At 69.5% G+C, this 25,554-nt stretch carries 23 protein-coding genes and 1 pseudogene; 10 read left to right on the forward strand and 14 right to left on the reverse strand.

What is annotated here, in order from left to right; translation table 11 throughout:
• Positions 1–4 precede the first annotated feature (4 nt).
• Positions 5–517 (reverse strand): nitroreductase family deazaflavin-dependent oxidoreductase, encoded by a 513-nt coding sequence (locus tag ACZ32T_RS03360; protein ID WP_467365110.1) that lies wholly within the window; start codon positions 515–517, stop codon positions 5–7.
• 548 nt (positions 518–1,065) lie between these two features.
• Between ACZ32T_RS03360 and ACZ32T_RS03365 the strand changes: the two genes are divergently transcribed.
• The 5 genes from ACZ32T_RS03365 to ACZ32T_RS03385 all read left to right on the forward strand — a co-directional run bounded on the left by ACZ32T_RS03365 (position 1,066) and on the right by ACZ32T_RS03385 (position 6,169).
• A complete protein-coding gene (locus tag ACZ32T_RS03365) occupies positions 1,066–2,601 on the forward strand; it encodes an alanine/glycine:cation symporter family protein (RefSeq protein WP_467262456.1) in 1,536 nt (511 codons plus the stop codon).
• Positions 2,602–2,893: 292 nt separating this feature from the next.
• Complete coding sequence (locus tag ACZ32T_RS03370; protein ID WP_467262458.1) at positions 2,894–3,427, forward strand: TerD family protein; 534 nt, start codon at positions 2,894–2,896, stop codon at positions 3,425–3,427.
• Between the two features lie 257 nt (positions 3,428–3,684).
• Complete coding sequence (locus tag ACZ32T_RS03375) at positions 3,685–4,122, forward strand: NfeD family protein (RefSeq protein ID WP_467365112.1); 438 nt, start codon at positions 3,685–3,687, stop codon at positions 4,120–4,122.
• A gap of 35 nt (positions 4,123–4,157) precedes the next feature.
• Positions 4,158–5,267: an SPFH domain-containing protein gene (locus ACZ32T_RS03380; RefSeq protein ID WP_467262462.1), complete on the forward strand. Its 1,110-nt coding sequence runs from the start codon at positions 4,158–4,160 to the stop codon at positions 5,265–5,267.
• Positions 5,268–5,329: 62 nt separating this feature from the next.
• Positions 5,330–6,169: an MBL fold metallo-hydrolase gene (locus ACZ32T_RS03385; RefSeq protein WP_467365114.1), complete on the forward strand. Its 840-nt coding sequence runs from the start codon at positions 5,330–5,332 to the stop codon at positions 6,167–6,169.
• A gap of 300 nt (positions 6,170–6,469) precedes the next feature.
• Here the strand turns inward: ACZ32T_RS03385 and ACZ32T_RS03390 are convergent.
• Positions 6,470–7,665 (reverse strand): annotated as a pseudogene (locus ACZ32T_RS03390) (MFS transporter).
• 6 nt (positions 7,666–7,671) lie between these two features.
• On the opposite strand from ACZ32T_RS03390, the gene ACZ32T_RS03395 reads away from it, so the two are divergent.
• Positions 7,672–8,463, forward strand: coding sequence for an AraC family transcriptional regulator (locus ACZ32T_RS03395; RefSeq protein WP_467365116.1), 792 nt, complete (start codon positions 7,672–7,674; stop codon positions 8,461–8,463).
• A gap of 104 nt (positions 8,464–8,567) precedes the next feature.
• Here ACZ32T_RS03395 and ACZ32T_RS03400 read toward each other — a convergent pair whose 3' ends face one another.
• A complete protein-coding gene (locus ACZ32T_RS03400) occupies positions 8,568–9,035 on the reverse strand; it encodes a MarR family transcriptional regulator (RefSeq protein WP_467365118.1) in 468 nt (155 codons plus the stop codon).
• Between the two features lie 208 nt (positions 9,036–9,243).
• On the opposite strand from ACZ32T_RS03400, the gene ACZ32T_RS03405 reads away from it, so the two are divergent.
• Positions 9,244–9,657: an adenine nucleotide alpha hydrolase family protein gene (locus tag ACZ32T_RS03405; protein ID WP_467365120.1), complete on the forward strand. Its 414-nt coding sequence runs from the start codon at positions 9,244–9,246 to the stop codon at positions 9,655–9,657.
• Here the strand turns inward: ACZ32T_RS03405 and ACZ32T_RS03410 are convergent.
• The gene (locus ACZ32T_RS03410) at positions 9,611–10,873 is read right to left on the reverse strand and encodes an SMI1/KNR4 family protein (RefSeq protein ID WP_467365122.1); all 1,263 of its coding nucleotides are present in this window, start codon (positions 10,871–10,873) and stop codon (positions 9,611–9,613) included. The two genes, ACZ32T_RS03405 and ACZ32T_RS03410, sit on opposite strands and share 47 nt — an antisense overlap.
• Positions 10,874–11,246: 373 nt before the next feature.
• On the opposite strand from ACZ32T_RS03410, the gene ACZ32T_RS03415 reads away from it, so the two are divergent.
• The gene (locus tag ACZ32T_RS03415; protein WP_467365686.1) at positions 11,247–11,369 is read left to right on the forward strand and encodes a hypothetical protein; all 123 of its coding nucleotides are present in this window, start codon (positions 11,247–11,249) and stop codon (positions 11,367–11,369) included.
• A 131-nt stretch (positions 11,370–11,500) separates the two neighbouring features.
• Entirely contained in the window at positions 11,501–12,085 is a 585-nt protein-coding gene (locus tag ACZ32T_RS03420; protein ID WP_467262476.1) for a hypothetical protein, read from the forward strand.
• On the opposite strand, the gene ACZ32T_RS03425 is transcribed toward ACZ32T_RS03420, so the two are convergent.
• The 5 genes from ACZ32T_RS03425 to ACZ32T_RS03445 form a co-directional block, all read right to left on the reverse strand.
• Positions 12,069–12,218 carry a hypothetical protein gene (locus tag ACZ32T_RS03425; RefSeq protein ID WP_467365124.1) on the reverse strand — a complete coding sequence of 50 codons (150 nt, stop codon included), beginning with the start codon at positions 12,216–12,218 and terminating at the stop codon, positions 12,069–12,071. The genes ACZ32T_RS03420 and ACZ32T_RS03425 overlap by 17 nt on opposite strands.
• A 180-nt stretch (positions 12,219–12,398) precedes the next feature.
• Positions 12,399–13,232 (reverse strand): alpha/beta fold hydrolase, encoded by an 834-nt coding sequence (locus ACZ32T_RS03430; protein WP_467365126.1) that lies wholly within the window; start codon positions 13,230–13,232, stop codon positions 12,399–12,401.
• A gap of 107 nt (positions 13,233–13,339) precedes the next feature.
• Positions 13,340–14,179 (reverse strand): alpha/beta fold hydrolase, encoded by an 840-nt coding sequence (locus ACZ32T_RS03435; RefSeq protein ID WP_467365128.1) that lies wholly within the window; start codon positions 14,177–14,179, stop codon positions 13,340–13,342.
• 386 nt (positions 14,180–14,565) lie between these two features.
• Complete coding sequence (locus ACZ32T_RS03440) at positions 14,566–15,747, reverse strand: serine hydrolase domain-containing protein (protein WP_467365131.1); 1,182 nt, start codon at positions 15,745–15,747, stop codon at positions 14,566–14,568.
• 147 nt (positions 15,748–15,894) lie between these two features.
• Positions 15,895–16,368 carry a Dps family protein gene (locus tag ACZ32T_RS03445; RefSeq protein ID WP_467262485.1) on the reverse strand — a complete coding sequence of 158 codons (474 nt, stop codon included), beginning with the start codon at positions 16,366–16,368 and terminating at the stop codon, positions 15,895–15,897.
• A gap of 538 nt (positions 16,369–16,906) precedes the next feature.
• Here ACZ32T_RS03445 and ACZ32T_RS03450 point away from each other — a divergent pair.
• Positions 16,907–17,248, forward strand: coding sequence for a beta/gamma crystallin domain-containing protein (locus ACZ32T_RS03450; protein WP_467365133.1), 342 nt, complete (start codon positions 16,907–16,909; stop codon positions 17,246–17,248).
• Between the two features lie 601 nt (positions 17,249–17,849).
• Here ACZ32T_RS03450 and ACZ32T_RS03455 read toward each other — a convergent pair.
• The 5 genes from ACZ32T_RS03455 to ACZ32T_RS03475 form a co-directional block, all read right to left on the reverse strand.
• Positions 17,850–18,431, reverse strand: a complete 582-nt coding sequence (locus ACZ32T_RS03455) for a sigma-70 family RNA polymerase sigma factor (protein WP_467365135.1) — start codon at positions 18,429–18,431, stop codon at positions 17,850–17,852.
• A 59-nt stretch (positions 18,432–18,490) separates the two neighbouring features.
• On the reverse strand, positions 18,491–19,324 hold the full coding sequence (locus ACZ32T_RS03460) for an alpha/beta fold hydrolase (RefSeq protein WP_467262490.1): 834 nt from the start codon (positions 19,322–19,324) through the stop codon (positions 18,491–18,493).
• A 129-nt stretch (positions 19,325–19,453) separates the two neighbouring features.
• Positions 19,454–22,204 (reverse strand): ATP-binding protein, encoded by a 2,751-nt coding sequence (locus ACZ32T_RS03465; protein ID WP_467365138.1) that lies wholly within the window; start codon positions 22,202–22,204, stop codon positions 19,454–19,456.
• A 602-nt stretch (positions 22,205–22,806) separates the two neighbouring features.
• A complete protein-coding gene (locus tag ACZ32T_RS03470) occupies positions 22,807–24,264 on the reverse strand; it encodes an NAD(P)/FAD-dependent oxidoreductase (RefSeq protein ID WP_467262492.1) in 1,458 nt (485 codons plus the stop codon).
• Positions 24,265–24,320: 56 nt separating this feature from the next.
• Entirely contained in the window at positions 24,321–25,493 is a 1,173-nt protein-coding gene (locus tag ACZ32T_RS03475) for a LuxR family transcriptional regulator (protein ID WP_467263384.1), read from the reverse strand.
• Positions 25,494–25,554: the final 61 nt, after the last annotated feature.

A 25,554-nucleotide genomic window follows, 5' to 3' on the forward strand; every position in this document is an offset into this window, starting at 1 on the left:
TGCCTCAGGGCAGTCGTTGACCAGGCCCCGCATCCAGCCGCACGAAGGGAATCTCACGCCCCACGCGCCGGAAGGACCCCGGGGTCCCGTCGACCTCGAAGCCCATCATCGAAGAGAGACGGCGGGCGGTGCGCGGTCGGGCAAGCGCGTATCGGGCCATGACCTCGGCCCCTTCCGCCGCCGAGAGGGAATGGGCCGTGACGGCGTAGTGCCGGTTGCCGACCTGAACTGTGGTTTGGGGCGCCCTGCCCAGATTCTGATACCAATCGGCCGTCGGCCCGAACCCGGACGCCAGGGTCCAGCTGCCGTTCTCCCGGTCGTACGCGACGACCTCCAGAGCGACGGTCCGGTCGAAACCGGTCCTGCGGCCCTTGTGATGCAACAACAGCACCCGCCGCCCCAGGACCGGGCCCAGCCCGACCCGGAAGAGGACGAGAGGCAGACGCGCCACGCGCCGCCGCCACCCTCGCGGAAGCCCTGGGCGACCGGAAACCGCCCGCCGCCTCTCTGGCGCCATCACGCTGCCTCTCGGAGATCACTCGGTCCGGACGGGAAGCCAGGTCGGACCACGGCGCGCCGCTTCCCAACCATTAGATTGTGCAATCTTTGCACGATCTAAATAAGACTGGAAGCCGGAACGGGCGGAACCAGCGCCGGTGACGCGTCGGCAGGACCGGAGGAGCGACGCACCGATCCGCGGACACGGTGCTCCGCACGCCGGTCACCCCGCCGGCCCCACAGATAAGTGCAAGCAGCACACGTCCCTGCATGCGAATAACGGTCCCGTCTCGCTGGCTGGGACTTCCTCCGCACACCAGCCGTGACGTGAGATGCGTCACCCAAGGTTCGGTAAAGACGTGGTAGAAAATCGCAACTCCGCAGGTGGATCCACCGAGGACCGTGCTGCGGAGGCAGGCCCCCCACCCGCACTCGGCCCCGACGTGGCAACCGTACGAAGCCGTGCCACACGCCATCGGCCGCATACCGGACAACGACGTTCGATCAGAGAACACCCATCCGGCGACAACGCCTGCTTGCCGTCCCCGTGCCAACGAGGTAGTCACCTTGTCACTCGACTCAGTCACACAGTCCGTCGATGAAGCGGTCAGCGGATTCTTCGAGCCCATAGCCAAGTGGCTGGGGGAGGTGGTCTTCTACGCCGTTCCCGTGGGCGGGACCGACCTGCCTCTCATCGTCGCCTGGCTCGTCGTCGCCGGCCTGGTCTTCACCGGCTGGTTCGGTTTCATCCAGTTCCGCAAGTTCAGACTCGCCGTGGACGTGGTCAGGGGCAAGTACGACGAGGAGGGGTCTGCCGGCGAGGTGAACCACTTCCAGGCTCTGACCGCCGCCGTCTCCGGCACCGTCGGCCTCGGCAACATCGCCGGTGTGGCCGTCGCCGTCTCCATCGGCGGCCCGGGAGCCACCTTCTGGATGGTCCTGTGCGGCCTCCTCGGCATGGCCACCAAGTTCGTCGAGGTCACTCTCGGCGTGAAATACCGCGAGGTGCACGCGGACGGCACCGTCTCCGGCGGCCCCATGCACTACCTCCCCAAGGGCCTCGCCGAACGCTTCGGCAAGAACGGCAAGGCGCTCGGCAAGGTCCTCGCGGTCCTCGCCTCCTTCATGATCCTTTTCTTCGGCCTCTTCGGCGGCAACCTCTTCCAGGTCAACCAGTCCTACGCACAACTGGTCTCGGTCACCGGTGGCGAGGACGGCGCGCTGGGGTCCTCCGCCGGAGCCCTGCTCTTCGGCATCCTGGTCGCCGCACTCGTCGGCATCGTGCTCCTCGGCGGCATCCGCTCCATCGCCAACGTCACCAGCAGGCTCGTCCCGGCCATGGCCGGTATCTACATCGTCGCGTGCCTGGTCGTCATCCTGGTCAACGTCACCGCCGTACCGGACGCCGTGGCCACCATCGTCAAGGGCGCGTTCGACCCCGAGGGTGTTGCCGGCGGTGTGCTCGGCGCACTGATCATCGGCTTCAAACGAGCCGCCTTCTCCAACGAGGCCGGCCTCGGCTCCGCCCCGATCGCGCACTCCGCGGTCAAGACCAAGCACCCCGCCAGCGAGGGCCTGGTCGCGCTGCTGGAACCATTCATCGACACCGTCGTCATCTGCACGATGACCGCCCTGACCATCGTCATCGCCAACCCGGCCAGCTGGGCGGAGGCCCGAGGCGGCGAGGACATCGGTGGCGTCACCATCACCTCCGACGCCTTCGAGACGGTCCTGCCGTGGTTCCCGTACGTCCTCACCGTCGCGGTGCTGCTCTTCGCCGTCTCCACCGTGCTGACCTGGGGCTACTACGGCCTCAAGTCGTGGACGTACCTGTTCGGCCGCAGCCGGGCCAGCGAGCTGACCTTCAAGGTCCTCTACACCGTGTTCGCCGTCGCGGGATCACTGCTGACCCTGCAGACCCTGATCGACCTGGCCGACGCGGTCCTCTTCACCCTCGCCGTCATCAACATCATCGGCCTGTACCTCCTCGCTCCGGTCGTGAAGCGCGAACTCAACACCTTCCTGGCGTACGTGCGGGACCGGAAGGCGGGCAAGCCCTCGGTGAGCACGGAAGACGAGCGCCCGAAGAAGTCCGCGGTCTGACCTGCCGGCACGGCCGGGCTCTGACGGGTCCGCGTTCCCCTTGCGCCTCCGTGCGCACCGGGCGCGGGCCCGTCCGCTGCTCCGCAGCGGTGAAGGCAGCGGCTCGGATCCGTAACTTCTGCCGGCCACGGCGCCGTTCGAGGCGTAACGCCCGTTTCCCATGGGTGGCCGACTGGAGCACGGCGGTCGGTCAGTGCACCGGTCCGGCTGTTCCGCAGGTCAACTAGGCTGCGGTCAGTCATACTTACCCGGTCACTCACTGGAGTGGACCGACCGGAGAGGCAGCCGCAGGATGAGCAGCGAAAGCCGGGCGGTGAGGAAGGCCACGGTACGGCTCAAGTGGGACCCGAGCCCGTGGAACGAGTCACCTCAGCATCTGGACATCATCGCCACCACCTACTCGGAAGACGCCGCTTACGGACCGCCTGCTTACGTCGTCCACTTCGACAGCCGCTCGCCGGACGGCACCATCAACATGAGTCGGCACAGCCAGACGGGGCAAGGTCTCGGTTACGTCGAGGAGATGACCTTCGAGCTCGATCGTCTCGCTCCCTCCTTCACCCGGGTCGTCGTGGGTGTGGCGATCCACCAGAACAACGGCCGCAAGGTGTTCGCCGACATCTCGAACGCCGGAGTTCTGGTCGTCGAGGGGTACGAGGAGCTCCTCAAGGACGACTTTTCTCAGGTCGGTGAAGCCTGCGCGGCAACGGTCGCGGAGTTCGTACGGGGCACTTCCGGAGCATGGACGTTCCAGCAGGTGATCCGCGGGTTCGACGCTGATCCGGCACAGTTCACGGCAGAGATGGGCCGCTTCCGGCAGCCATGACTGCCGGCGTACCGACCACGCGCCGGGGGCCGGTGAACGGCCCCCTCAGCTCGTCCAGGGCGCTGATCGGAAGTGACCGAGCCCGGTGCACCGGGTGGCGGGGAAGCAGCCCTCACCTCCGCCCCACCGCCTCCGCCCCACCGCCTCCGGCAGTGCCGCCCTCCGGTGACCGCCCGTAGCCGCATCGCCACGGCAGGTCGGCCGGGCGCCCCGGGGGGTAGCTTGGTAGGGAAGGCCCCTCGAAGGAGGGCGGGACGATGCCGTGGTTCGTATGGCTGCTCGCCGCTGCGGCACTGGGTGCCGCAGAGTTCTTCACCCTGACGCTGGTCCTCGGGCTGCTGGCGGGCGCCGCGCTGGTTGCCGCCGTGGTCGCCGGTACGGGTGTCGGCCTGTTCGGCCAGCTCATAGCGCTGGGGGCGGCAGCGGCGGCAGGCCTCGTCATGGTCCGTCCCATCGCGCTGCGGCACATGGCGCGGCAACCCGTCACGCGCGAGGGCAGTGACGCACTGATCGGCAAGCGGGCCGAGGTCGTGCAGGAAGTGACCGCAACCCACGGCCTGGTCAAACTGTCCGGCGAGGAATGGTCCGCCCGCGCCCTCGACGAGAGCCAGGTGATCCCGGTGGGAGCGCTGGTACATGTCATGGAGATCGAAGGCGCCACAGCCATCGTCTACCCCCGCGAACTCCTTCCCTGACCGGCTGAACGCAGAGCAACACGAGGCAGGCGGCGATGGACCCAGTTGTCATACCCATCCTCGTGGCGGCCATTGTCGTCATCTTCCTGGTGGCTGCCACCGTACGGATCGTGCCGCAGGCGCGCCGTTACAACATCGAGCGGTTCGGCCGGTACCGCAGAACACTCCAGCCCGGCCTGAACCTGGTCCTGCCGGTGGCGGACCGCGTCAACTCCAAACTCGACGTGCGCGAGCAGGTCTACTCGTCCGAGCCCAAGCCGGTGATCACCGAGGACAACCTCGTGGTGAACATCGACACCGTGCTCTACTACCAGATCACTGATCCGCGATCGGCGGCCTACGAGGTCGCCGACTATCTGCACGCGATCGATCAGCTCACCGTGACCACACTGCGGAACGTCATCGGCAGCATGGACCTGGAGGGAACCCTCACCTCGCGTGAGGAGATCAACGCCCGGCTCCGCGCCGTCCTCGACGACGCCACCGGCAAGTGGGGCATCCGGGTCAACCGCGTCGAGATCAAGGCCATTGATCCGCCGAACACCATCAAGGAAGCGATGGAGAAGCAGATGCGGGCCGAGCGCGACAAGCGCGCGGCCATCCTGCACGCCGAAGGGGAGCGCCAGGCCAAGATCCTCACCGCGGAGGGCACGAAGCAGAAGGACATCCTCGAAGCCCAGGGCACGCAGCAGGCCATGATCCTGCGGGCGGACGGCGAGGCCAAGGCGGTGGAGCACGTATTCCAGGCCGTCCACCGCAACAACGCCGACCCGAAGGTCCTGGCCTACAAGTATCTGGAGACCCTCCCCCACCTGGCGAGCAGCGACAACAACACGTTCTGGGTGATCCCGGGTGAGTTGACCGAAGCGGTGCGGACCGTCACCAGTGCGTTCGGTGACCGGTCGACGGCGGATGGTCCCGCCCCGGCCCGGCCTGACGAAGCCGCCACCGACGGCACCGCCGACCCGGCGGACGAGGGCCGGCCCCCGGAGCTCGACGCGGGCTCGACACTCCCGCTCGATGCCGCCACGGCTACGGACGAGGCCGAGAAGCAGGCCGCCGCCGCAGTGAGCGACGCCAAGGCAGAGGCAGAGGCCGCACAGTCCTCCCAGCTCCCGCACACAGGACAGACTTCCGGCGGTTGAGCCTGAGCCACTCCGGGCGTCGCGGTTGCGCCGCGTCGTCGGCTGCGCGAAAGGACAGCAGCATGACGCCATCAGAGGACGAGGCTGTGCGGATACGGTTCGTCGGTAACGCGACCCTGCTCGTGCGCTACGGACCACTGACCCTGCTCACCGACCCCAACTTCCTGCACCGCGGCCAGCACGCCCACCTGGGATATGGGCTGCTGACGAAGCGGCTCAAGGAACCGGCGCTGAGTGTCGACCAGCTCCCCGATCTCGACGCTGTCGTCCTGTCCCACCTGCACGGCGATCACTGGGACCGGGTGGCTCGCAGAGACCTCGACCGGGCGTTGCCCGTCCTGACGACCCCGCAGGCGGCCCGGGTGCTGCGCACCTTCCAGGGCTTCCGCCGCGCAGAGGGGCTGAGGGACTGGGAGGACCACATGCTCGTCAAGGGCGGGCATCAGGTCCGGCTGACCGCGATGCCCGGGCGTCATGCGACCGGTCCGCTGCGCGGGCTGCTCCCGCGAGTCATGGGAAGCATGCTCGAGTTCGGCCCGAAGGGCGGCCCGGTGCGGCTGCGCGTCTATGTCTCCGGCGACACACTCCTCTTCGACGGACTCGAAGAAATCGGCCGCCGTTACCCCGGTACCGACGTCGCGGTCCTCCATCTGGGAGGGACCCGTTTGCCGGGTGGACTGCTGGTCACCATGGACGGACGGCAGGGTGCGGAACTGGCCCGGCGGCTGGGCCCACGGTTCGCGCTGCCCGTGCACTACGACGACTACAGCGTGATGAAGTCCCCGCTGACCGCGTTCCTGGACGAGATGGACCGGCGCGGCATCGGAGAACGGATCGTCCACTGCGACCGAGGCCAAGTCGCGACGTTCACGCCGGGAAGCCCGGGCGTCCACGTGGCCTGACTCCCGGCCCTCCGCAGCGCGCGGTCGGCGCCGGGCAGGCGGCGGACGACCGGCTCATCCTGGCGAGTACGGCGTGCGCGGCGTCGACGGCCGGCAGGGTCGCGCCGCGTAGGGGCGGCGGCGCACCGGGTCGAGCCGGCAGACGATGATGGTGAACAACAGTCCGACGGGAAGGTCAGCCGGCTGGTGGGGCGGCAGTGCACTCGTTCTCGTGATCACGATTTCCGCGCGGCGACCTATACAGCTTCGTCGACAGACCGATGCACGGTGTGCGACGCGAGCGGGGGGCGGGCCAGTTCCTCAGCGGCGCCGAGCTGCACCGGTGCCGGTTCCCTCCGCGGGCGCCGCGGTCCGACGTTGCGGCCCGCCCGGTTCGGGCAGGGACCGGAAGAGCAGCCAGCTCATCACGGGCATCAGGACGAGAGGTGCCAAGGCTGTTTGCAGGGACGTGGTGTCGGCGAGACTGCCGATGGCAGGGCCGGCCAGGCCGCCGATGCTGACGGTCAGGCCCAGGGTGATCCCGCTGGCGGTGCCGACACGGGAGGGCAGATAGTCCTGGCCGAGCGTGACCTGCAGCGAGAAGGGCACATACAGGCCGACCGAGGTCAGTGCCACGAACAGGTAGATGGCCGGGCCCGGTACCCACACCACGCCGGCGACGGCCGCAGCCGTGATCAGGTACGACCGGCGTGAGACCGTCACCCGGTCCCACCGGGTGGCCAAGCTCCCGCCGAGTACCGAGCCGATCGCACCGCCGAGGTAGAGCACGGACAGAGCCGCGGTGCCCGCGGCCGTGCTGCCGTCCAGGCGCTGGCGAGCGTACAGCGAGATGAAGGTGCTCAGACCGATGAACGCGATCGACCGGAAGACCACGGCTAGTGACAGTTTCACGAAGGAGGCGGTGTCGTCGCTCCCCGCAGGCACCCTCGTCGGGGTCCACCGGCCCGCCCTTGCTGGAGGGCACGTACGACGGGCAGGCACATCCCGGCACCGGCGAGAGCCGGCAGCACCAGCAGGGGCGTCCAGCTCAGTCCTCCGGTGGCCACCACCGCGGCGACCAGGAGCGGGGCCAGGGCGAAGCCGATGTTGCCGCCCGTGGAGAACCAGCTCATCGCCCGGTGGCTGCCCTCGCTGGCAATGCGGGCGACGCGGGCGGACTCGGGGTGGTAGGCGGCCACGCCGATCCCTGATATCGCGACGCACACGAGGGTGACCGTATAAGAACCGCTGAGACCGCTCAGCGCGATCCCGACGCCGCCGAGCAACGTGCTGACCGGCAGCAACCAGGGCAAGGCCCAGCGGTCGGTGAGCGCGCCGAACATCGGCTGCACCACCGAGGACAGCAGCGAGGCGGCCAGCACGATGCCCGAGGCGACCGCGTAGGTGTAGGCACGCTCGGCGATGAAGAACGGCACCAGTGCCGCCACGGCACCTTGGTAGACGTCGACACAGGCGTGGCCCACGGACAGCAGAACGATCGATGTGTTCCTTCGCATCCAGCCATGTTCCGAGCCCGACATCGTGTCGCGCTTCCGATAAACTGCCACATGGTAACGACAATCCGCCACGCTCCCGTAGCGCCCACCCGCACCCAGTCGCTGGCGCCAGGCGGCTCGATCGACGCCCACCGGCACGACGACCACCAGATCATCTATGCAGGCCGCGGGGTTCTGGCTGTCACGACCAGCGAGGGATCCTGGGTCGCCCCGGGCACGCGCGCCATCTGGGTGCCCGCCGGTACCGTGCACGGGCACCGTGCCTACGGCGCACTCGACCTGCACCTGGTGGGGCTACCCGCCACCGAGAACCCGCTCGGCCTCGACGCACCGACCGTGCTGGCTGTCAGCCCACTGCTGCGCGAACTGATCATCGCTCACACGCGCGCCGAGGACGATGGCGGGCCCGAACGGGCCCGCCTTCGCGCGGTGCTCCTCGACCAACTGCGGGTATCCCCCCAGCAGCCGTTGCATGTGCCTTCTCCCACCGCTCCCCTGCTGCGCGCCATGTGCGACATCTTGCAGGCCGACCCGGGCGATGGCCGCACGCTCGCCGAACTCGGCCGCGAGGTCGGGGCGAGCGACCGCACCCTGTCCCGGCTGTTCCACAGTGACCTCGGCATGACCTTCCCGCAGTGGCGCACCCAACTCCGTCTCCACCGCGCACTGCTCCTCCTGACCGAACGGACGCCGGTGACCGCGGTGGCCCATCAGTGCGGCTGGTCGTCCACCAGCGCCTTCATCGACGTCTTCCGCCGCACCTTCGGCCACACCCCGGGTTCCCACCCGACGGGCTGAGGGCACATACGAACCTGGACCCGGCGGCCTCCGGCCCCGGCAGCCAGAGGGCGTGGCGCGCACACGCCCATGCCTCGGCCGGCGCGGCCTGCGTGGCTCCTCGGTCAGGTGATGGGCTTGCCGGTGTTGCGGATCAGTTGCCGGAGCACCCTCACCGTCGTGACGTAGTCCGCGTCGTCGATGCCCCGGTGGAGGGTGGCGCGGATCGCGGGCGCGTTGCGTGCGAGGTCGACGCGAGCCCTTTCGCCCTCCTCGGTGAGCCACAGCCGGTCTCCTGCGTCCCGGATCAGCCAGCCGCGCGCCAGGAGCACCTCGGCCTCCGCCGCCAGATCGTCCTCTGGCCGGATGTAGGAGGTCATGGCCTCCCTGAGCTCGGGAATGGTCATTCCCTCTCCGTCGGGTGAGATGTCGTTCTCCGACAGGTTGCGCAGCAGCCAGAACTGGGGCTGGGTGTAACCCTTTTCGGCCTGCTGTGCCCGCGTGTATTCGATAAGTGCCTGGTAGGCGACGCCGGTCCAGTATGCCGCGGGCTGTCCGGCGAGTTCGGCGTCAGAGGTCGGTTGAGTCCCCATGGGATGCCCCTTTCAGGTTCGTCGGACAGGAGTTGTTTCCTTCGCGCAGCTGATAGGGAGACCGTAGGAACTCAAGTGCGGTTGAGGTCAAGTCGCAGCCCTTGTCGCGGAGCGGGCGACCTGGAGGGGTGCCGCGGAGCAGCGCGTTGATCTGACGCTCCGGCTCACGCGCACGAGTCCGGGTAGGCGGACTTCCGGCACTCAGATGATGGTCCTCGTTCTCCGCCAGGAACTGATCACCCGCTTGAAGCCGTGGCGCCGGCGCTCTCCCGAGATCACGGTGACCGAATATATCGAACAGGGATTCGCCGCGGAGATGCTGGTGACTCTGGCCGCCGGGGCTCAGCTTCTGGTCGTCGGGCGCAACAGCAAGACAGGGAGCCGCTACGTGGGGCACGTCGTCCATTCGACACCGCACGGGGCGGGGCACCCGCTCCGTGGTGTGCCCGACGATCCGGCCGACCACCTCGCTGTCATGCAGGTGGTCCGCCGCCGCAGGCACCGTCGTTCCAGGACGCCGTGTCGGCTCGACGCAGAACGGACGTCTCGTCGCGACGACCACGAGTTCTCCCGCGTCACCCTGACTGTTGCCGCCCGTGCACCTCGCCCCGTGGCGTCGTGACTACGAGACGGGCCCGGGGTGCGGTGATCACCTCCCGGAAGGCCGGGTCGGTAAGGAGCACGACCGGGGCTATCCGGTGCGGCGACTCGGAGTGCCAGTGGGGCAGAGCGCTCTCGATCACGGTCCATGCCTCGTCGGTGGAGCCGGACAGGGCGATCGTCCGGGCCGTGTCCAGAGCCGCCTGGAAGACGGGGGATTCGGGAAGCATCGGCGGGGCGGACGCGGCGGCGTGGGGGATCCAGTCCGTGACGGGTTTCCCCTCGGACATACGGAGCTCGGGCACGAGCACCGACGAGAAATTCGTCCCCGCTCCGTACTCCTCCACCGTACGACGCAGATACAGCGGCACGGCCTCCGCACGTACCTGTTCGAGGCCGACCGCCTCGATGACGTGCGGGCGCCCGAGGATGCCGTTGCGGACATGGTGATGCGCGTAGGTCAGGTCGAGGAAGGCGCCCAGTACGACAGCCAGGTAGGCACCGGCCCCCGATCCCTTGACCGCTGCCTGCTCGAAGGTGGCCGCCGCCCTCTCGGCCTCGCCCCGCAGGGCCTGCGCGCGGCCCTCGGCCACCAGCTGCTCGGCACCCTCTGGATTGACGGCGCGGCCTTCGTAGCCCTTGAGTACCTGGAACGAGTCGCGCTCCGCCGCGACCAACTCGGCGAAGGACCCGTACCGGTCGCTCAGACCCGGTTGCCAACTCGACCAGGTGTACGCGGCCCACTCCCCGTCGTGCGACACGTCCCCGGAGTCCAGCAGCCAGCACTGGGCGTCGCCCTCGTCCGCGATGAGCAGGACGGGGGCCCTGACGCGCTCGCCCGCGTCGTCCGGCTCATCGTCATAGGTGTCCATGTACATGTCGGCGTCATCGTCGTCGAGCCAGTCGACGGCGCCGGTCGTACGCATCTCATACATGAAAGGGCCGAGGCGCAACCAGCCGTCGGAGGCGCCCAGGAACGAGCGGTAGCTGGGCGGGAGCCGGGTGCCGAGCCGGTCCTCCAGAGCCGCGATCCGCAACTCGTCCGCGCCCTCGTAGCCCAGCCATCCGGTGGCCCGCTGCTCGTCGCTGACATTGAACAACTCGCGCTCGACCGACACCCGCAGAACGTCGGCACCGTACTCAGCCAGGAAGGAGCGCCACTGTTCGACGGTCCTGAGCCGCTCCGCGGCTGTCCCCGTTCCCGGGTCGGCGGCGGAATCCCCGAAGATCGATCGCACAGCACTCCTACGTTCTGATGTCCCGATGCCCGCATGGTCGCCGAACGGGCGGGGGCCTCGGGCCTGTTCAGCGCACTCGGCCCAACGCTCCGGCATCGGTCATGCTAGAGACGCCCACTGACATCGCGGCCGGGACCGTCGGCCCACCGGCACCGGACGCCTCAGTCGCCGTCGGTCAGCCGATGAGGTGGTACGTCCCCGATCCGGTGGCGAAGACGGCGCAGCTGTTCCCTCTCAGGGGGCCGTTCGAAATGTACTGGCGGTCGAGCCCGTTGGTGTTCTCGTCCGTTCTCGTCGGTGCCGCGCTGCGCTGCGCTGCCAGGGCCATGTGAGTCGGCGAAGTAGACCGCCCGGTGTCGATGCGCAGTCGAACGTGACCGTGGCGGCTACCACGTCCTTCACCGCCTCCACCCCGGCCGCAGGCGCCCTGCGACCGCCACGCGATCCGGACGCACCGGAACTGGACGGAAACGAGGACGAGTCGGCTGCCGTCTGAAGCGGGTCGTCAGCCGGCAGGCACCGACGCGGTGACGTACCGAACGACGGCTGAGCAGCTGTGTTCTGACGCTGACGTCTCAACCTCGTCGAAGGCCCGCCGTTGTCAGTGGCCCCCTGTTTACTCGGCATATGACCGACAAGGTGAGTCACAGCGATGTCTACCGAACCACGGCTCTCACTCCCGACACCGAGATGGTCGAGCCGTACGAGGGCGGGACGGGATTTCGGTTCAAGATCCGCAACGTGAGGATCGATGGCCAGGCCGAAGTGGTACACGTCCGCGAAGGAGGTTCGCACGAGGTCGGTTTCGAGGTGCTGCACGATTGCTCGGAGTGTGGCAACGCCATCAATCAGGTGATCGTTGGTCTGGCGGGCCAGGATCGTGCCCAGGCGTCGGTATGGAACGGTATGCGGCGCAGCGGGGGCGGATTGAAGGTGGTCAACGCCGGCACGCACGTCGAGGCCCTGGCGGAAGACAACCCAGGTCCGGCGGAGTGGGTGAGTGTCTCGTGCGACCTCGTTGTTCCCGACGAACCCGGCGTCTACTCGGTTCGAGCACGTTACGCCCAGGCGTATCAGGGACGCCTGATGACTGCCGAGGGACGTGCGATCCCACAGCCGGAGTACCAGGACGTGCTGGGTTGGTGGAAGGTCGACCGTCCGGAAGGGCCCGGCCCGGGATCGACCATAGGCACCATCATCGTCGAGGGGTGATGCTGCCCGGGCTCCGCGGCTCGTAGAGGTGGATGGGCATCCCGGTCTCGGCGCTGATGGTCAGGTGCTCGACGATCTCCCGGCTCTCGTGCCCCGGGGAACCCTTGACGTGTGACGCGTGCTTCTGGGTCAATTCCCGATCCCCTCCACTGGACGGTGCCGCTGACTCGGCCGTCGGCCGCAAGCCCTTGCGACCGAGTCAGCCACTTGTCGGTGGACCGAGCGGCCCGGTCGCCGCGGCTCGACGACGCCGCCAGTGTGCGTAGGTCAGTACGGCGAGCATCGGCCCCCCAGGTGGGGTGCCGGCCGCCGGTCACTTGGCGAGGAACGCCAGCAGGGCGTCGGTGACTTCCTCGGCGTGGGTCCACAACAGGCCGTGGGGGGCGCCGTCGACGACGACGTAGTCGGCATCCGGGACTGCCTGGTGGAAGAGTTCACCGGTGGCCTCGATGGGCAGGATGCGGTCGGCGGTGCCGTGCAGGATGAGCGCCGGTACGTCGATCTTGGGCAGGTCGGCACGGAAGTCGGTGGACCAGGTGGCCACGCAGGCCAGGGAGGCGTACGAGGAGGCCCCGGCGGCGACGTTCCAGCTGTTGCGGACGGCCTCCTCGCTGATCCGGGTGCCGAGGTTCTCGTCGAGGTTGTAGAAGTTCTCGTAGAACTCGGTGAAGTAGGCGTAGCGGTCAGCCGTGACGGCGCCTTCGATGTTCTCGAAGACGGTGCCGTCGACGCCGCCGGGGTTGTCGTCGGTCCTGAGGAGGAAGGGTTCGAGGGAGGCGAGAAAGGCGGCCTTGGCGATCCGGGCGGATCCGTAGGTGCCCAGGTAGCGGCCGACCTCGCCGGTGCCCATGGAGAAGCCCACCAGAACGACGTCGTTGAGGTCGAGGGTCTCCAGGACGACGTTCAGGTCGGCGGCGAAGGTGTCGTAGTCGTAACCGGTGGTGGGCTGGCTGGAGCGGCCGAAACCGCGCCGGTCGTACGTGATCACTCGGTAGCCGGCCGACAGGAGTGCGGCGGACTGCTTCTCCCAGGAGTGGCCGTCGAGCGGGTAGCCGTGGATCAGCACGACCGGCTGCCCCGTGCCGTGGTCCTCGTAGTACAGGTCGATGCTGGTGGAATTTTCCTGGTCGACGGTGATGAACGCCATGGTGGTTTCTGCCTTCCGGTGTGGATGCGTCTGATGGTGAGGTGCACGATCGGGAACGGTGTCGCGGGTGCGGTGAGGGGCGTCGGGCGACAGGGCGGGGCCGGCGGTCATCGGACCGTGCGGGCAGCCTGCTCGACGATGCGGGTGACGGCTTCGGGGCGCGACACGGACACCGCGTGCGACGCGTCGATCGTCGTCGTGCGGGCCTTGGCGCGGGCCGACATGAAGCGCTGGGCGGCCACGGGGATGTTGCGGTCCTCCGTGGTGACCAGCGACCAGGAGGGGATCGTCTTCCAGGCGGCCTGGGTGGACTTCTCCTCCAGTGCGGCGGCGGCGACGGGGCGCTGGCCGGCTGCCATGAGCCTGGCCTTGTCCGCCGGCACGTCCGCGGCGAACTGGTCGCGGAACTTCTCCGGCTTGATGTACACGTCCGCGCCCTGACCGCCATCGGGCAGGGAGTAGTTGACGGACTCGATGGCCTGGCCGAGCGTGCTGCCGGGGAACTTGTTCGTCAGCCCCAGCGAGCTCTCGCCCGCATCCGGCAGGAACGCGGCGATGTAGACGAGTGCCTTCACCTTGCCCTCCATGCCGACGGCGGCCTGGCTGATGACGGTGCCGCCGTAGGAGTGACCGACCAGGACGACGGGCCCGTCGATGTTCTCCACGACGCTGCGCAGGTAGGCGGCGTCGGTCGCCGGACCGCGCAGCGGGTTGGCGGCGGACACCACCGGGTAGCCGGCGCGCTGAAGCCGGGCGACGACACCGTCCCAGCTCGCGGCGTCGGCGAACGCCCCGTGTTCCAGCACGATCGTTGGGCGTACAGGGTGGTTGGGTGCCGCGCCGGCTGCGGTGGGCAGGGTGATGGCGGCCACGGACAGGCTTACGGCCGCGGTGACACCGAGCAGCGCGGATCTGCGACTCGGACGGGCCGGACGGGCGATGCGCATGAGTGAAATTCCTCTTGGTTGGTTGATGGTCCTCGACGGACCGTGCGGGCTGAGCAGGACTGGTGCGCCCGAGGAGCAGGGCCCCGGTCACCTCGCCGGTGCTCGGGTTCGCCTACGTCCGCCCGTGCTGTGTGATCAGCACGGATCGGACTGCTGGTGGCCGGCGGCGGCAGCGGCACGGGAGGCGGCTGCGGGTCTGCGGCTCGAGTGGCCCCGAGGTATCGATCTCGGCCGGTCACCGGGGAGCGGAGGGTGCTTCGTCTCGTACGACGACCGGACGGCCGGACCGGTTCACCCGAAAATGTGCTGCTCGTTCGGGGAGACGGCAGCCTGACCCACCGGTCGACAGCTCCGCGCACGTCCTGCCGAGCAAGGGACTGCGCGCCTCAGTCGGTGGATTCCAGGACTGCGTAGACGTGCTTGATGTAGTCGTGGGTGCGTTCCGAGCCGAGGATCCCGTCGCCCACCCGGTTCATCGTGTACGCGAACGTGACGCCCCGGTCGAGGTCCATCATGACGATCGAACCGCCCCGGCCGACCCAGAAGCAGATGTTGCCGGTGGGCATGTGCGGCATCGTCCTAGGGTCGGCGAGTGCGTAGCCGATGCCCCAGCGGACGGGGACGCCCAGGAACAGGTCGACACCGTCGGCCTGTACATCGAGCACCGTGTCCACTGTCTCCTCGGAGAGAAGCCGGAGGCCGTTCACCTGGCCGCGCCGTGAGATGACGGAGAGAGCACGGGCCATACCTCGTGCGTTGCCGTGGCCGTTGACTGCTCCGAGTTCCGCGGAGCGCCACTGCGGTGTGTCCACGTGCTCGTCACGGGCGGGGCTTCCGAGCAACGTCCTGGTGAAGATCCCTTCGGGATCGAGGCCGGTGGGTATCCCGGAAAGCTGCGAGGGGGCCACCAGTTCGGCGATGCGCGGCCAGTCAGCCTGACGCGCACCGATCTGGACATCGGCTTGCGCCGGCTTGGCGATCTCGGTGTCGACGAACTCCGTCAGCGTCCGGCCACTGACCCGCCGGACAAGCTCTCCCACCATCTGTCCCTGTGTCTGCACGTGGTAGCCCGAAGTGGAGCCCGGCTCCCACCACGGGGCCTGGGCGGCCAGCCGGGCACTCGCGGTAGGCCAGTCGTACAGGTCTTCCATGGTGAAGGGCTGCTCCCAGCCGGAAAGTCCCGAGGTGTGGGACAGGACGTGCCGCACCTCGATGTGTTCCTTTCCCCGGGCGGCGAACTCGGGCCAGTAGTGCGCCACGGGACGGTGCAGATCCAGTGCGCCCCGGTCGACGAGGATGAGGGCCGCGAGATTGGTGAGGGTCTTCGTGGTCGACCACATGCTCACCAAGGTGTCCCGCTGCCACGGCGACGTCCGCGCTCGATCCGCGTGGCCACCCCACAGATCGACTTCCATGACCCCGTCCACATCGACGGCAATCGATGCCCCCACCTCCTCGCCGGCTTCGAGGTGCGCTGCCAGCGCCGCTCGTACCGGTTCGAACCGGGCAGTGCTCGTTCCTTCGACGACCATGTTCTTCTCCACTCCGGACGACAGCCGTTCGCTCACTCAACGGGCTGAATGTCACATCGGTTCACGTATCGCCGCAGGCCATGAAATCTGTTCACATACCGCTCGTGCGGGGCGCGGACGGGTGCCCGACGAAATGGTCGCGAGCCGTCGGGCCCGGGCAACGCGGATTCCGGTCTGCGGAGGTCAGGACCGGTTCTCCGCCTGGAACATCCAGCTCTGCTTCTCAAGATCGGCCGTGAGTTCGATGAGGAGGTCCTCGGTGACGACGTCCACCGGGCCGATCTCGACGATGCGGTTACGCAGTCTCCCGGTCACTGCCGAGAGCGCGTGCGCAAGGGCCTCGACGGCGTCGCTGTCCTTGGTCCAGCCTGACGGAATGGCGGGCACCCCGCTGGTTCCCGCTATGGTCGCGGCCCGTCCGTCCGGGCTGATGCCCAAGGCGGCCGCACGCTCGGCCACCGTGTCGGCGTGGTTCCTGGCGATGGTGGCGACCTCGTCGAGCTGGACGTGGACCGAGCGGAAGCGCGGGCCGTACAGGTTCCAGTGAGCCTGCTTGGCCACCAGGGACAGGTCGAGAAGGTCGACCAGAGTCGCCTGCAGTGCCGCACCTGCGGACTCGCGGTCGCGCTTCGGCAGAGAGTTGTTGATGACCGGCATGAAGTGCGGTCCTTTCGTGAGTGGCACCGGCGTCCTGGGCGCGGCCGTCGGCGACTGCCGTTCGCAGAAACGTGCAGCAGCTCGTTTCTGTGAGGCGTGATGAGCCCGAGGCCAGGAACGGCGAAAGCCCTCCGCGGGTTCAGCTCGTCCGACACATGATTCCGAATCGAGCGCGCGGGATACTGCCGGAGGTCGCCGTTCCCCGGCTCGGGCTCGCCTGTCCACGCGTCCGTGAACGTGGCCGGCTGCGTTCCGGCTCATCCCTCGCCCCGCGCCCGGACCCGCCGACCGGACTCCGTCGGCCTCACGCCGCAGGACACGACACCCAGCGATCGCTGTGGCCCATCCTGTCCGCCTGAATCGGGCGCGTGAACGGCCGAGGAAGATCGCGACCTCCCTCGAAGTAAGGCACTCATGTGGTGAACGGGGGCGCGCTTTTCCACGTTGCGCTGATTGGACGCGCCTGCGTCCCTGCGATGCCGCCGTGCGCTACGGCCCTCGGCGGCACCTCCCCCCTCATGGAAGGAACAACTCACCGGTGAAGCGCTTCATCACACGCCTCGCGGTAGTAGCGGCGGCCGGGGCCATGGCCGTCGTGCTGCCTGCCTCGTCGGCGTCCGCCATCAACCGCACCGATTGCAATGGACTGGGTCTCCTGTCGCTTCACAACGCAGGCGGCTCCCTCTGCTTCGCCAACGCGGGCGTGCAGAGCGTGGCGATCTACGGCGTGGATCAGATCTGGACCGGAGACAACAAGGTCACCTTGGAGTACGTACCGAGGCTGGGCGCGTCTGCGACCAGCGCGACCGTGGACAAGTGGCATTTCGGCAATGTCCCCGGCGAGCCCATCCACAAGATCACAAAGATCAGGATCTGGTAGGCCCGCCGGCGCGAACGACGAAGGCGGAGGCCACGGCGGCGATGTACGTCATGCGGCTCGGGCTGTGGCGGCCCCGGCGGAGAATCCGCCGGGGCTTCCGGCTGGCGACGCCCCGTGGCCCCGTGGTGCCGTGCAACACGAGCGCGGGCCTGGGCGAGTGCCCGGTTCAGCGTCCGTTCGGTCGGTGACAGCCCGCCGTCGAGCGGGCGGCGGCCCAGGAGCCGGCACCGGTGCAGGTGCGCTCGACGATCGGAACGTCCTGGCGCTCGCGGATTCGGATGAGGCGGTGGGAGCGCGCGGCGATCAGTTCCTGAGCCCGGCACGGCAAGGTCTGCGAGATCCGCAGAGGGCCGGCCTTCGGGATCGGTGACGATCCGCTCGCCCTCACCGCGGCGCCGGTGTGTGTGCGCCATGTGCTCCGCCCTGCGGTCGCACTCATTGAGGGTGCCGTCCGCCGGCGCGCAGTTCGGGTCGTGCTCGCGCGATGTCTGAGCACGCCTGGCGTCCGAACGGCGAGGAGCCGCACGACGGTGGTGGCACACCACTGCATGGAGGCTCGTACGTCTCCTGGGTCCATGGGAGAGCACGCGCCTCGGGGCGGCTACACCCCCAGGATCCCCTGCTTCTCCAGCGCCTTGCGCAACGCCCGCACGGCATAGAACGCACGGCTCTTGACGGTGCCGGGCGGTATGCCGAGGTGCTCGGCAGCCTGATTTACGCTGCATTCCAGGAAGTACATGAGGCGGATGACGGTTTGCTGCTGCTCGTTCAGCTCCCCCAGGGCCTGCACCAACACGTGGGAGTTGATCGTGGATGCCGTGCTGTCGCTGGATGCGTCCAGCTCCTCCACGGGCATGAGCTCCAGCGGCCTGACCTGGCGTGCCCTGTAGTGGTCGATGACGAGATTCCTGACCACGGTGAACAGCCAGGGTCTGAGGCGTTCGTTGCGGCTGCCCAGGAAGCGGGCGTGCTTCCAGGCGCGGGCCGCGGTCTCCTGGAAGATGTCCTCCGCCTTGTGCCAGTCACCGTCCAGCAGCCGCGTGGCGTACCGGACGAGCAGATGGCCGTACTGGTCGTAGATGTCTTTGACGAAGGCGTCGCAGTCAGCGTCCGACGCGAGGTGCCGGGTCCGTGACGAAGCCGGAACGAGGGCAGTGGCCTCCGTTTCCATGATTGCGTTCATGAGCGGTGCCCAATCCTGTTCGAGTGTTCCGTGGCGTGCAGAGCGAAAGACACCGGCTTTCAGGTGGTGAGAAAGTCGATCAGAGCTGCGTTGACCTCGGCTGCGTGGGTGAGCAGCAGTCCGTGCGGAGCGCCGTCGATCTCGACGTAGCGCGCGTCGGGCAGGCGGCGGCGGAACTCGCGGGCTGTGGCGTCGATCGGCAGGATGCGGTCAGCGGTCCCGTGCAGGATCAGCGATGGCACATCGATGCGCTCCACGTCGGCCCGGAAGTCCGTCAGCCACGCCGGGACGCACGCGTACGCCGCCATGGGCGCCGAGCCGATGGCGGTGGCCCAGTTCGCCCGCAGCGCGGCTTCGCTGAGCCGCGTCCCGAGCGTCTCATCGGTGTTGAAGAAGTCGACGAAGAAGCTTTCGAACCAGGCGTAACGATCGGCCTCTGCCTGCTCCGCGATGCCGTCGAAGACGCCCTGCGGCACACCGGCGGGGTTGTCCGGCGTCTGCAACAGGAACGGCTGGAGCGAACCGAGGAACGCCGCCTTCGCCACCCGCTGCGAGCCGTGGACGCCGAGGTAGCGGGCGACCTCGCCCGAGCCCATCGAGAACCCGACGAGTACCACGTCCCGTAGGTCCAGCTGCGTCAGTACGGTGTCCAGGTCGGCGGCGAAGGTGTCGTAGTCGTAGCCCGTCGTGGTCTTGCTCGACCGGCCGAAGCCACGGCGGTCGTAGGTGATGACGCGGTAGCCGGCCTTGACCAGCGCATCGGTCTGCTTCTCCCACGACTGCCCGTCCAGTGGGTAGCCGTGGATCAGGACGACCGGCTGCCCCGTCCCGTGGTCCTCGTAGTAGAGCTCGACGCTGGTCGAGCCCTCGGCTCCGACGGTGATGGTTCCCATGGTGTGCCTTCCCGCCCGTCCGCCGTGTGCGAACCGGGCATGGCGCAAACCTAGGAAACAAGCAGGCGGGACCGCGTCCGTCGGACTACGTCTTCGGCGTACGTCATGACGCCGCGTCCTCGGCGTACGTCATGACCGCGCGCCTTCGGCGTACGTCATCGTGCCGCCCAGCACCGCGGCGAGCTCGCCGCGGGACGTCACCCCCAGTTTGGGGAACATCCGCTGGAGATGGGTGCTCACCGTCCTGGGCGAGACGTACAACCGCTCGCCGATCTCCCGGTTCGTCAGACCCTGCGCGGCGAGCTGTGCGACATGCAGCTCGGTGGAGGTCAGCTGGTCCACCGCGGCCGGATCCTGGCGAGGGGACGAGGCGCCCGCGGCGCGCAGCTCCTGCCGAGTCCGCTCCGCCCATGCCGACGCGCCGAGGGCGTCGAAGATCTCGCGCGCGGCCTGCAGGGAGGCTCGGGACTCCGCGGGCCGCCGGTGCCGCCGCAGCCACTCGCCGAGGGCGAGGCACGCACGCGCCCGCTCGAACGGCCATTCTGTCGGGACGGCGTCGAGGGCCGCTCTGTAGAGCGGCTCGGCGGCATCCTGTGGGCTCAGCAGGGCCCGGCCCAGTCGCAATCCGCAGAGCAGGGCGGGGGAAGAAGTTGCTTCCCCGAGCGGGGTCAGCTCCTGCACAAGGTTGCGCGCCACCTCCGGGGATTCGCTGCGCACTGCCGCCTCGACCAGTTCCGCGACCGCGTAGAAGCGCAACCAGGGGTGGAAGGCGGAGTCAGCCGGGTCGAAGACACGGTGCAGGTGCCCGTACGCGTCGCCGTAGCGGCCCTGGCAGAGCGCCGCCTGCCCGCGGGCCATCTGCACGATGGCCAGCACCGGACGCCCTCCGCTGGGCAGGGCCGCGCGCTCGGCTTCCGCCGCCCATGCCTCCGCCGCAGGGTCGCCGCTGACGGCGGCCAGCTGCGCGCGGATGGCGTTCACCATCGCGTGCACGAGCGGCTGACCGGTCTCGCGGGCCAGTGACGCGGCCTCCTCCGCGGCGAGGTGACCAGCGCGCACGTCACCCAGCCGTGCTGCGCTCCCTGCCTGGACGCAGAGGGCGCGGGCCAGCATCGACAGCCTGCCTTGCGCGCGCAGGGCGTCCAGCGACCTCGTCGTCAACCTGCTCGCCAGGGCGGGAGCACCCACCGTCACGGCGGCGCCCCCCAGGAGCTGGTCCCCCTCTGGGTTCTCCGACGAGCGCTCCATCTGCCCCGCCAGGCCTTCCATGACCCCTGCCCCGCGCTCGACCGGGGCTGAGTACGCCCGCAGAGCGACCAGGTCGGCGTTGTCGGTATCCACGGGCATCCGGTCGGCGGCCGCGGCGACCCGCTCGCGGGCGGCCGGCCCTGGCTCTCCCCAGAAGCATTGCAGGACCGCTCCCCACAGCATGCGCAGGCCCAGTGTCGGTTCGCCGCCAGCGGCGATCTCGACCGCCAGCTCGGCCAGTTCGGCGGTCGCGGCGCCCTCGCCCCGTGTCCCCTCGGCCAGAGCGATGCTCACCCAGGCCGCACGGCCTCGGTCCCGGACCGAAAGGTCCAGTGAGCGCGCCTGGGCCAGCAGAAGTGCCGCGACCTCTCCTTGGCCCGACTCAAGCGCGAGCTCCGACGCCCGGAGCAGCCGGTCCGCCCGCGCGGACGGATCCCTTGTCAGCTCCGTCGCCCGCATCAGCGCAGCGAGGGCTGCGGCGACACCGCCCCGCCGCAGGGCTCTGCCGGCAGTGGAGTCCAGATCCCGTGCTACTCGTTCGTCGGGCCCCGCTGTGGCGGCGGCACGGTGCCATGCCTGCCGGTCGGGCTGCCCCTGGAGCGCGGCGGCCAGAGCGGCGTGTGCGGTCTGCCGTTCCGCCGCGGTAGCGGCGTGGTACATGGCCGAGCGGATGAGCGGGTGCCTGAAGGCCAGCCCCTGGGCTTCGACCAGACCCGCGTCGATCGCTGTCTCGAGAGCGGCGACTTCGACCACCGTTCCGAGCATCCGGGTCGCCGCGGCGAGGCATTCGTCCATCGTTCCGTCACCGTTGAGGGCCGAGAGGAGCAGAACCGTATGGGTGTCGGCCGGAAGGCGGGAGACCCGTGCCGTGAAGGTCCTCTCCAGCCGTGCGGTGAGCGGCAACGGACCCGGGTTGAGTGCGTACGCCCCGCCGACCGACTGCAGGGCGACCGGCAGCTCGGTCAGCGCCAGCGGGTTTCCGGCGGACTCCTCCAGCAGCCGCCGCCTGACCTGCTGTCCCAGGCCGGGGGCCACCGCGTCCAGCACCTCGCCCGACACCTCATCCGTCAGCGGGCCCAGGTGCAGCACGGGCAGGCCGGCGGTGCTGAGGCGATCATCGAGGCGCCGGGTGACGGCGACCAGGACGAGGGGGTCGGACTCGATCCGCCGCGCCACGAACCCGAGCACGTCGAGGCTGGCATGATCCATCCAGTGGGCGTCCTCGACGACCACCAGCAGCGGCGCCTTTGCTGCCGCGTCCGTCAGCAAAGTCAGCGCGGCCAGGCCGACAAGGTACAGATCGGGGACGGCCTCGTCGACGAGCCCGACGGCTGCGAGCAGCGCCGTACGCTGGCGCTCCGGCAAGTCGTCGATTCCGTCCCGCAGTTGATGAACCAGCTGGTGCAGGCCGGCACAGGGCAGGTTCTCCTCCGACTGGACCCCCACAGCAGTGATCACATGGGTCCCGCCGCGCGCCGCCGCAGCCGCGGCCTCCGCGACCAGCGCCGATTTGCCGACCCCCGGCGCTCCGGTGATCACCGTCGCGCCGCCCGACCCGGCGGCCCCCTGCTCGACCAGGGCAGCCAGCGCGCGACGCTCCGTCTCGCGCCCCAGCAGCGCCCGCCTCTGCATGCCTCACTCCGATTCTCTGCATCTCACCGGCACGGAGGGTTCCGCGTCATCGCGGGACCCGGCACCCCGGCGACATCTGCACTGGCAGGCGACCTGGAGGCCGGGTCCGGATGCCAACCGCACAATGGTAGGCACGCCGCCGGGTGGAAACGACCGCGGTCCGCGCCCGTCGAACCGAGCAGCCGAGATCACGGCGGGGCCGAGCGGCTATCGGGCCTCGACCACAGGCCCGGGTTCACATCCGCCCTCCGGATGGTGGCCGGAGCCGCCCTCGCGGCGGGCATCATCGCCTGCCTCACAGGCACGCGTCGCATGAGAGGAAGTTCAGCCTTTCGTCCTGTCAGGCTCTCCCCTGCGTGCCGCCCGGCTCTGACAGCCTCGACCCACTCCTGCCCAGCCCGGCTCGGCGGAGAGCGCGCGCACAGGCGAAGCCGTCAACGATCACCTGGTGGCCGCTGCGCCGTCAGACTGCACTCCCCGTGCCAGCCCATGTTGCCCCTGGGCGAAGTACGGCGGACCGCGTCTGCCGCAGAGCGAGGTCCGGGCGAGTGGCGCGGGCGGTTTATGGGCGCGGACAAGGGCGGGGCTGCAAGCGGCCCCGGTCAGCGCTTGCCGCCCCGGCCGGCACGGAAGGCGGAGGGATCGGTCGAGACGAGCCGCTTGAGCAGGGCGGGAGTCCGCCCGCCCCGGTCCTCATGGTTCTCTACGGCGCGCAGCGCGGGCAGCAGGATGCCCGCTCCGGCGGACCGCAGCGGGTCCGGCGGTATCCAGCCGCCCGGGGTGCGGGCCAGGGCCGAGCGGCTCCACTCGTCGGTAACGCCGAGGGCGAACGAGGCGAGTATTCGGGCCATCAGCCGTGAGGGCCCCACCCCGTCGCCGGAGTAGCCGGTCGCGTAGCAGGCGTTCGGGACGGAGCGAAGCCAGCCCGCGAAGGGCAGTGAGGTGACGGAGTACTCGACGGGGGCGGTCCATGACGAGGCCACGGGCGCGTCGGCGAGGGAGGGGAAGAGCCGAACGAGGTGGCGGCGCATCTCGGCCATCCGCAGGGGCGGCCCCCACTGGGTGCTCGGCGCGGAGCCACCATAGGCCATCCCGGCACCGCCCTTGCCGAACAGCAGTCGGCCGTCCGGTGTCCTACGGTAATAGTTCAGCCGCCGCCGGGCGTCGCAGACCGAGGTGCCGTCGTCCCATCCCAGGGCGTCCAGCTCGTCGGCGATCGGCGCGGTCAGCAGGGTGTCGCTGGCTATGGTCACCATGGTGCGGCCCAGGTCTTCCAGGGAGGACGCCCAAGCGTTGATGGCCAGCACCACCCTGTCGGCGAGGACGCTCCCGTACGGGGTGACCGCCCGGGTCCGCGGGCCCGGGCGCAGGGCGAGCAGGGGGGTGCGCTCATGGATGCGCACCCCGGCGTCCAGGGCGACCCGGCGCAGCCCGCGGGCGAGCTCGGCGGGCTGCAGTGTGGCGCAGCCCGGGTCGATCAATCCGCCGTAGTGGCTCTCGACGCCGACAGCTTCGCGTGCCTCGGTCACGGAGACCTGGTGCAGTGGCTCGACGCCGGCGCGGTGCAGGTCCTCCAGGGTCTGCCGCCAGGAGCCGCGCTGCGCCGGGGACGACGCCGCGAGCAGCCACGGTCCGCGCCGGTGCCCGATGTCGATGGCGTGCTCGTCGGCGAAGTCGATGATCTCGTCGACCGCCCGGGCCGAGGCCTCCGCTATCCAGCGGGCCTCCTCCGGGCCGCTGAGGGCGACGAGGCTGCTGAACCGTGCCCACATCGGCATCAGGAAGCCGGCGTTGGCGCCGCTCGCTCCGCTGCCGCAAAGGTCCGCATCGATCAGCACCACGTCGGTACCGGGAGCCCTGCGAACGATCTCCAGAGCTGTCCAGAGGCCGGTGAAACCGCCGCCCACGATGCAGACGTCGCAGCGCAGTTCATCCTCCAGCATCGGTGAACGGCCGTCATCCGGCTCGTGCGCCAGGGCGTCGTGCAGCCATCCGGAGCGGTGTTGGGGAGCGGGGGCGTCGTGGTGCGGCCAGGTACGGGGCAGAACCAGATCGGTCACAGCGTCTCTCCGTCGGGCAGGGATACGGGTTACGGAATCGGGCGGGTGCGGTGCGATCAGCGCGGGTCCGGGTCCCGCAGGTCCGGAGCGACGGGGACGCCTGCCCGCACGGCGGCGTTGAGCAGGTCGATCCTGGAGCCCACGCCGAACGTCCGGAACAGTTTGCGGAGGTGGTAGTTGACCGTGTGGGGGGACAGCTGGAGGCGTCCGGCCATCTCCTGGTTGGTCAGCCCCTCGGCCACCAGCCGCAGAAGCAGGCGCTGCCGCTCATCGAGCTCGGGGCCCGCCAATTCGTCGAGGGGCGGCGGGGGCGCCGTCGGCCCGGCCAGGGCGGCCCGCTCGCGGCGCAACGCGGTCCGCAGCACCTGGGGGACCGTTTCCGCAACCAGGCAGCGCGCGAGCAGGCTGACGAAGGCGGGGGCCCCGCCCTGGTCATGGAGCAGGCCGGTCGCGTACGCCTCCTCCAGCACGGGGATGAGGGCGGCGGTGGAGGTGCCCAGGAGTCGGCCCAGCGTCTTGGGGCTGCACCCGTCGTCCAGCACGGCCATCAGGCACAGCAACTGACGGCAGAGGCCGGAGGAAACGGCGAGGGTGTCCCGGACGTAGAAGCCGGCCTGTTCCGAAACGCGGGAGGTGACCAGTTCGGCCACCCCGGACACGGTCCGCACGCTGCCCTCCTCCTGCAGCCCGCGCACAAATTCGATCAGCAGTCCGGGGTGCCCGCCGACCTGTTCCAGCAGCCGCAGCAGCGGTCCGTCGAGCCGCGCGTCGAGGAGGTCGGACGCCAGCTCACGGGCGGCGTCCCGGGACAGCGGGCCCAGCACCAGGCGCGTCGTGCAGAGGAAGGGAGACACGTCGATGCCGTCGGCCCGGCGCGGAGGCGTGCCCGCCGGGGAGGCCGTCATCCACACCGTGTGGCTGAACGGGCGGGGGCCAGGGCCTTCTCGGCCCAGCCCGCTGCCGGGGCGGAAGGGTTCGTCGACAACGACGAGAGTGGGCACGGAGTCACCGGGCGTGGCTGCCGGGGTCTCCCCGCGCAGCAGGCGGAATCCCCGCCTGCGCGCGGTCTCCGCCGCCTCCTGCAGCATCCTGGTCTTACCCATTCCCCGGGGGCCGACCACGTGCATCAGGGCGCTCCCGCCTGTGCAGGCGCAGTCGAGCGCTTCGTACACACGACGGGTCTCGGATTCCCTTCCGCGCTGGGGCAGAGCGGGCAGAGTGCTGGACAGAGGGCTCTCCTCGTCGGGGCCGGTGGTGCCGGCGCGGTCCGTGCGGTCGGGGCCAAAGCCC

This window comes from Streptomyces sp. NPDC023573 (genome assembly GCF_055559735.1).

What these genes read in the sequence shown, in the direction of transcription:
- ACZ32T_RS03360 (WP_467365110.1), bottom strand. Translation starts at nt 517, where the DNA reads ATGGCGCCAGAGAGGCGGCGGGCGGTTTCCGGTCGCCCAGGGCTTCCG.
- ACZ32T_RS03370 (WP_467262458.1), top strand. Translation starts at nt 2,894, where the DNA reads ATGAGCAGCGAAAGCCGGGCGGTGAGGAAGGCCACGGTACGGCTCAAG.
- ACZ32T_RS03375 (WP_467365112.1), top strand. Translation starts at nt 3,685, where the DNA reads ATGCCGTGGTTCGTATGGCTGCTCGCCGCTGCGGCACTGGGTGCCGCA.
- ACZ32T_RS03380 (WP_467262462.1), top strand. Translation starts at nt 4,158, where the DNA reads ATGGACCCAGTTGTCATACCCATCCTCGTGGCGGCCATTGTCGTCATC.
- ACZ32T_RS03385 (WP_467365114.1), top strand. Translation starts at nt 5,330, where the DNA reads ATGACGCCATCAGAGGACGAGGCTGTGCGGATACGGTTCGTCGGTAAC.
- ACZ32T_RS03395 (WP_467365116.1), top strand. Translation starts at nt 7,672, where the DNA reads ATGTTCCGAGCCCGACATCGTGTCGCGCTTCCGATAAACTGCCACATG.
- ACZ32T_RS03400 (WP_467365118.1), bottom strand. Translation starts at nt 9,035, where the DNA reads ATGGGGACTCAACCGACCTCTGACGCCGAACTCGCCGGACAGCCCGCG.
- ACZ32T_RS03405 (WP_467365120.1), top strand. Translation starts at nt 9,244, where the DNA reads ATGGTCCTCGTTCTCCGCCAGGAACTGATCACCCGCTTGAAGCCGTGG.
- ACZ32T_RS03420 (WP_467262476.1), top strand. Translation starts at nt 11,501, where the DNA reads ATGACCGACAAGGTGAGTCACAGCGATGTCTACCGAACCACGGCTCTC.
- ACZ32T_RS03430 (WP_467365126.1), bottom strand. Translation starts at nt 13,232, where the DNA reads ATGGCGTTCATCACCGTCGACCAGGAAAATTCCACCAGCATCGACCTG.
- ACZ32T_RS03435 (WP_467365128.1), bottom strand. Translation starts at nt 14,179, where the DNA reads ATGCGCATCGCCCGTCCGGCCCGTCCGAGTCGCAGATCCGCGCTGCTC.
- ACZ32T_RS03445 (WP_467262485.1), bottom strand. Translation starts at nt 16,368, where the DNA reads ATGCCGGTCATCAACAACTCTCTGCCGAAGCGCGACCGCGAGTCCGCA.
- ACZ32T_RS03455 (WP_467365135.1), bottom strand. Translation starts at nt 18,431, where the DNA reads ATGAACGCAATCATGGAAACGGAGGCCACTGCCCTCGTTCCGGCTTCG.
- ACZ32T_RS03460 (WP_467262490.1), bottom strand. Translation starts at nt 19,324, where the DNA reads ATGGGAACCATCACCGTCGGAGCCGAGGGCTCGACCAGCGTCGAGCTC.
- ACZ32T_RS03465 (WP_467365138.1), bottom strand. Translation starts at nt 22,204, where the DNA reads ATGCAGAGGCGGGCGCTGCTGGGGCGCGAGACGGAGCGTCGCGCGCTG.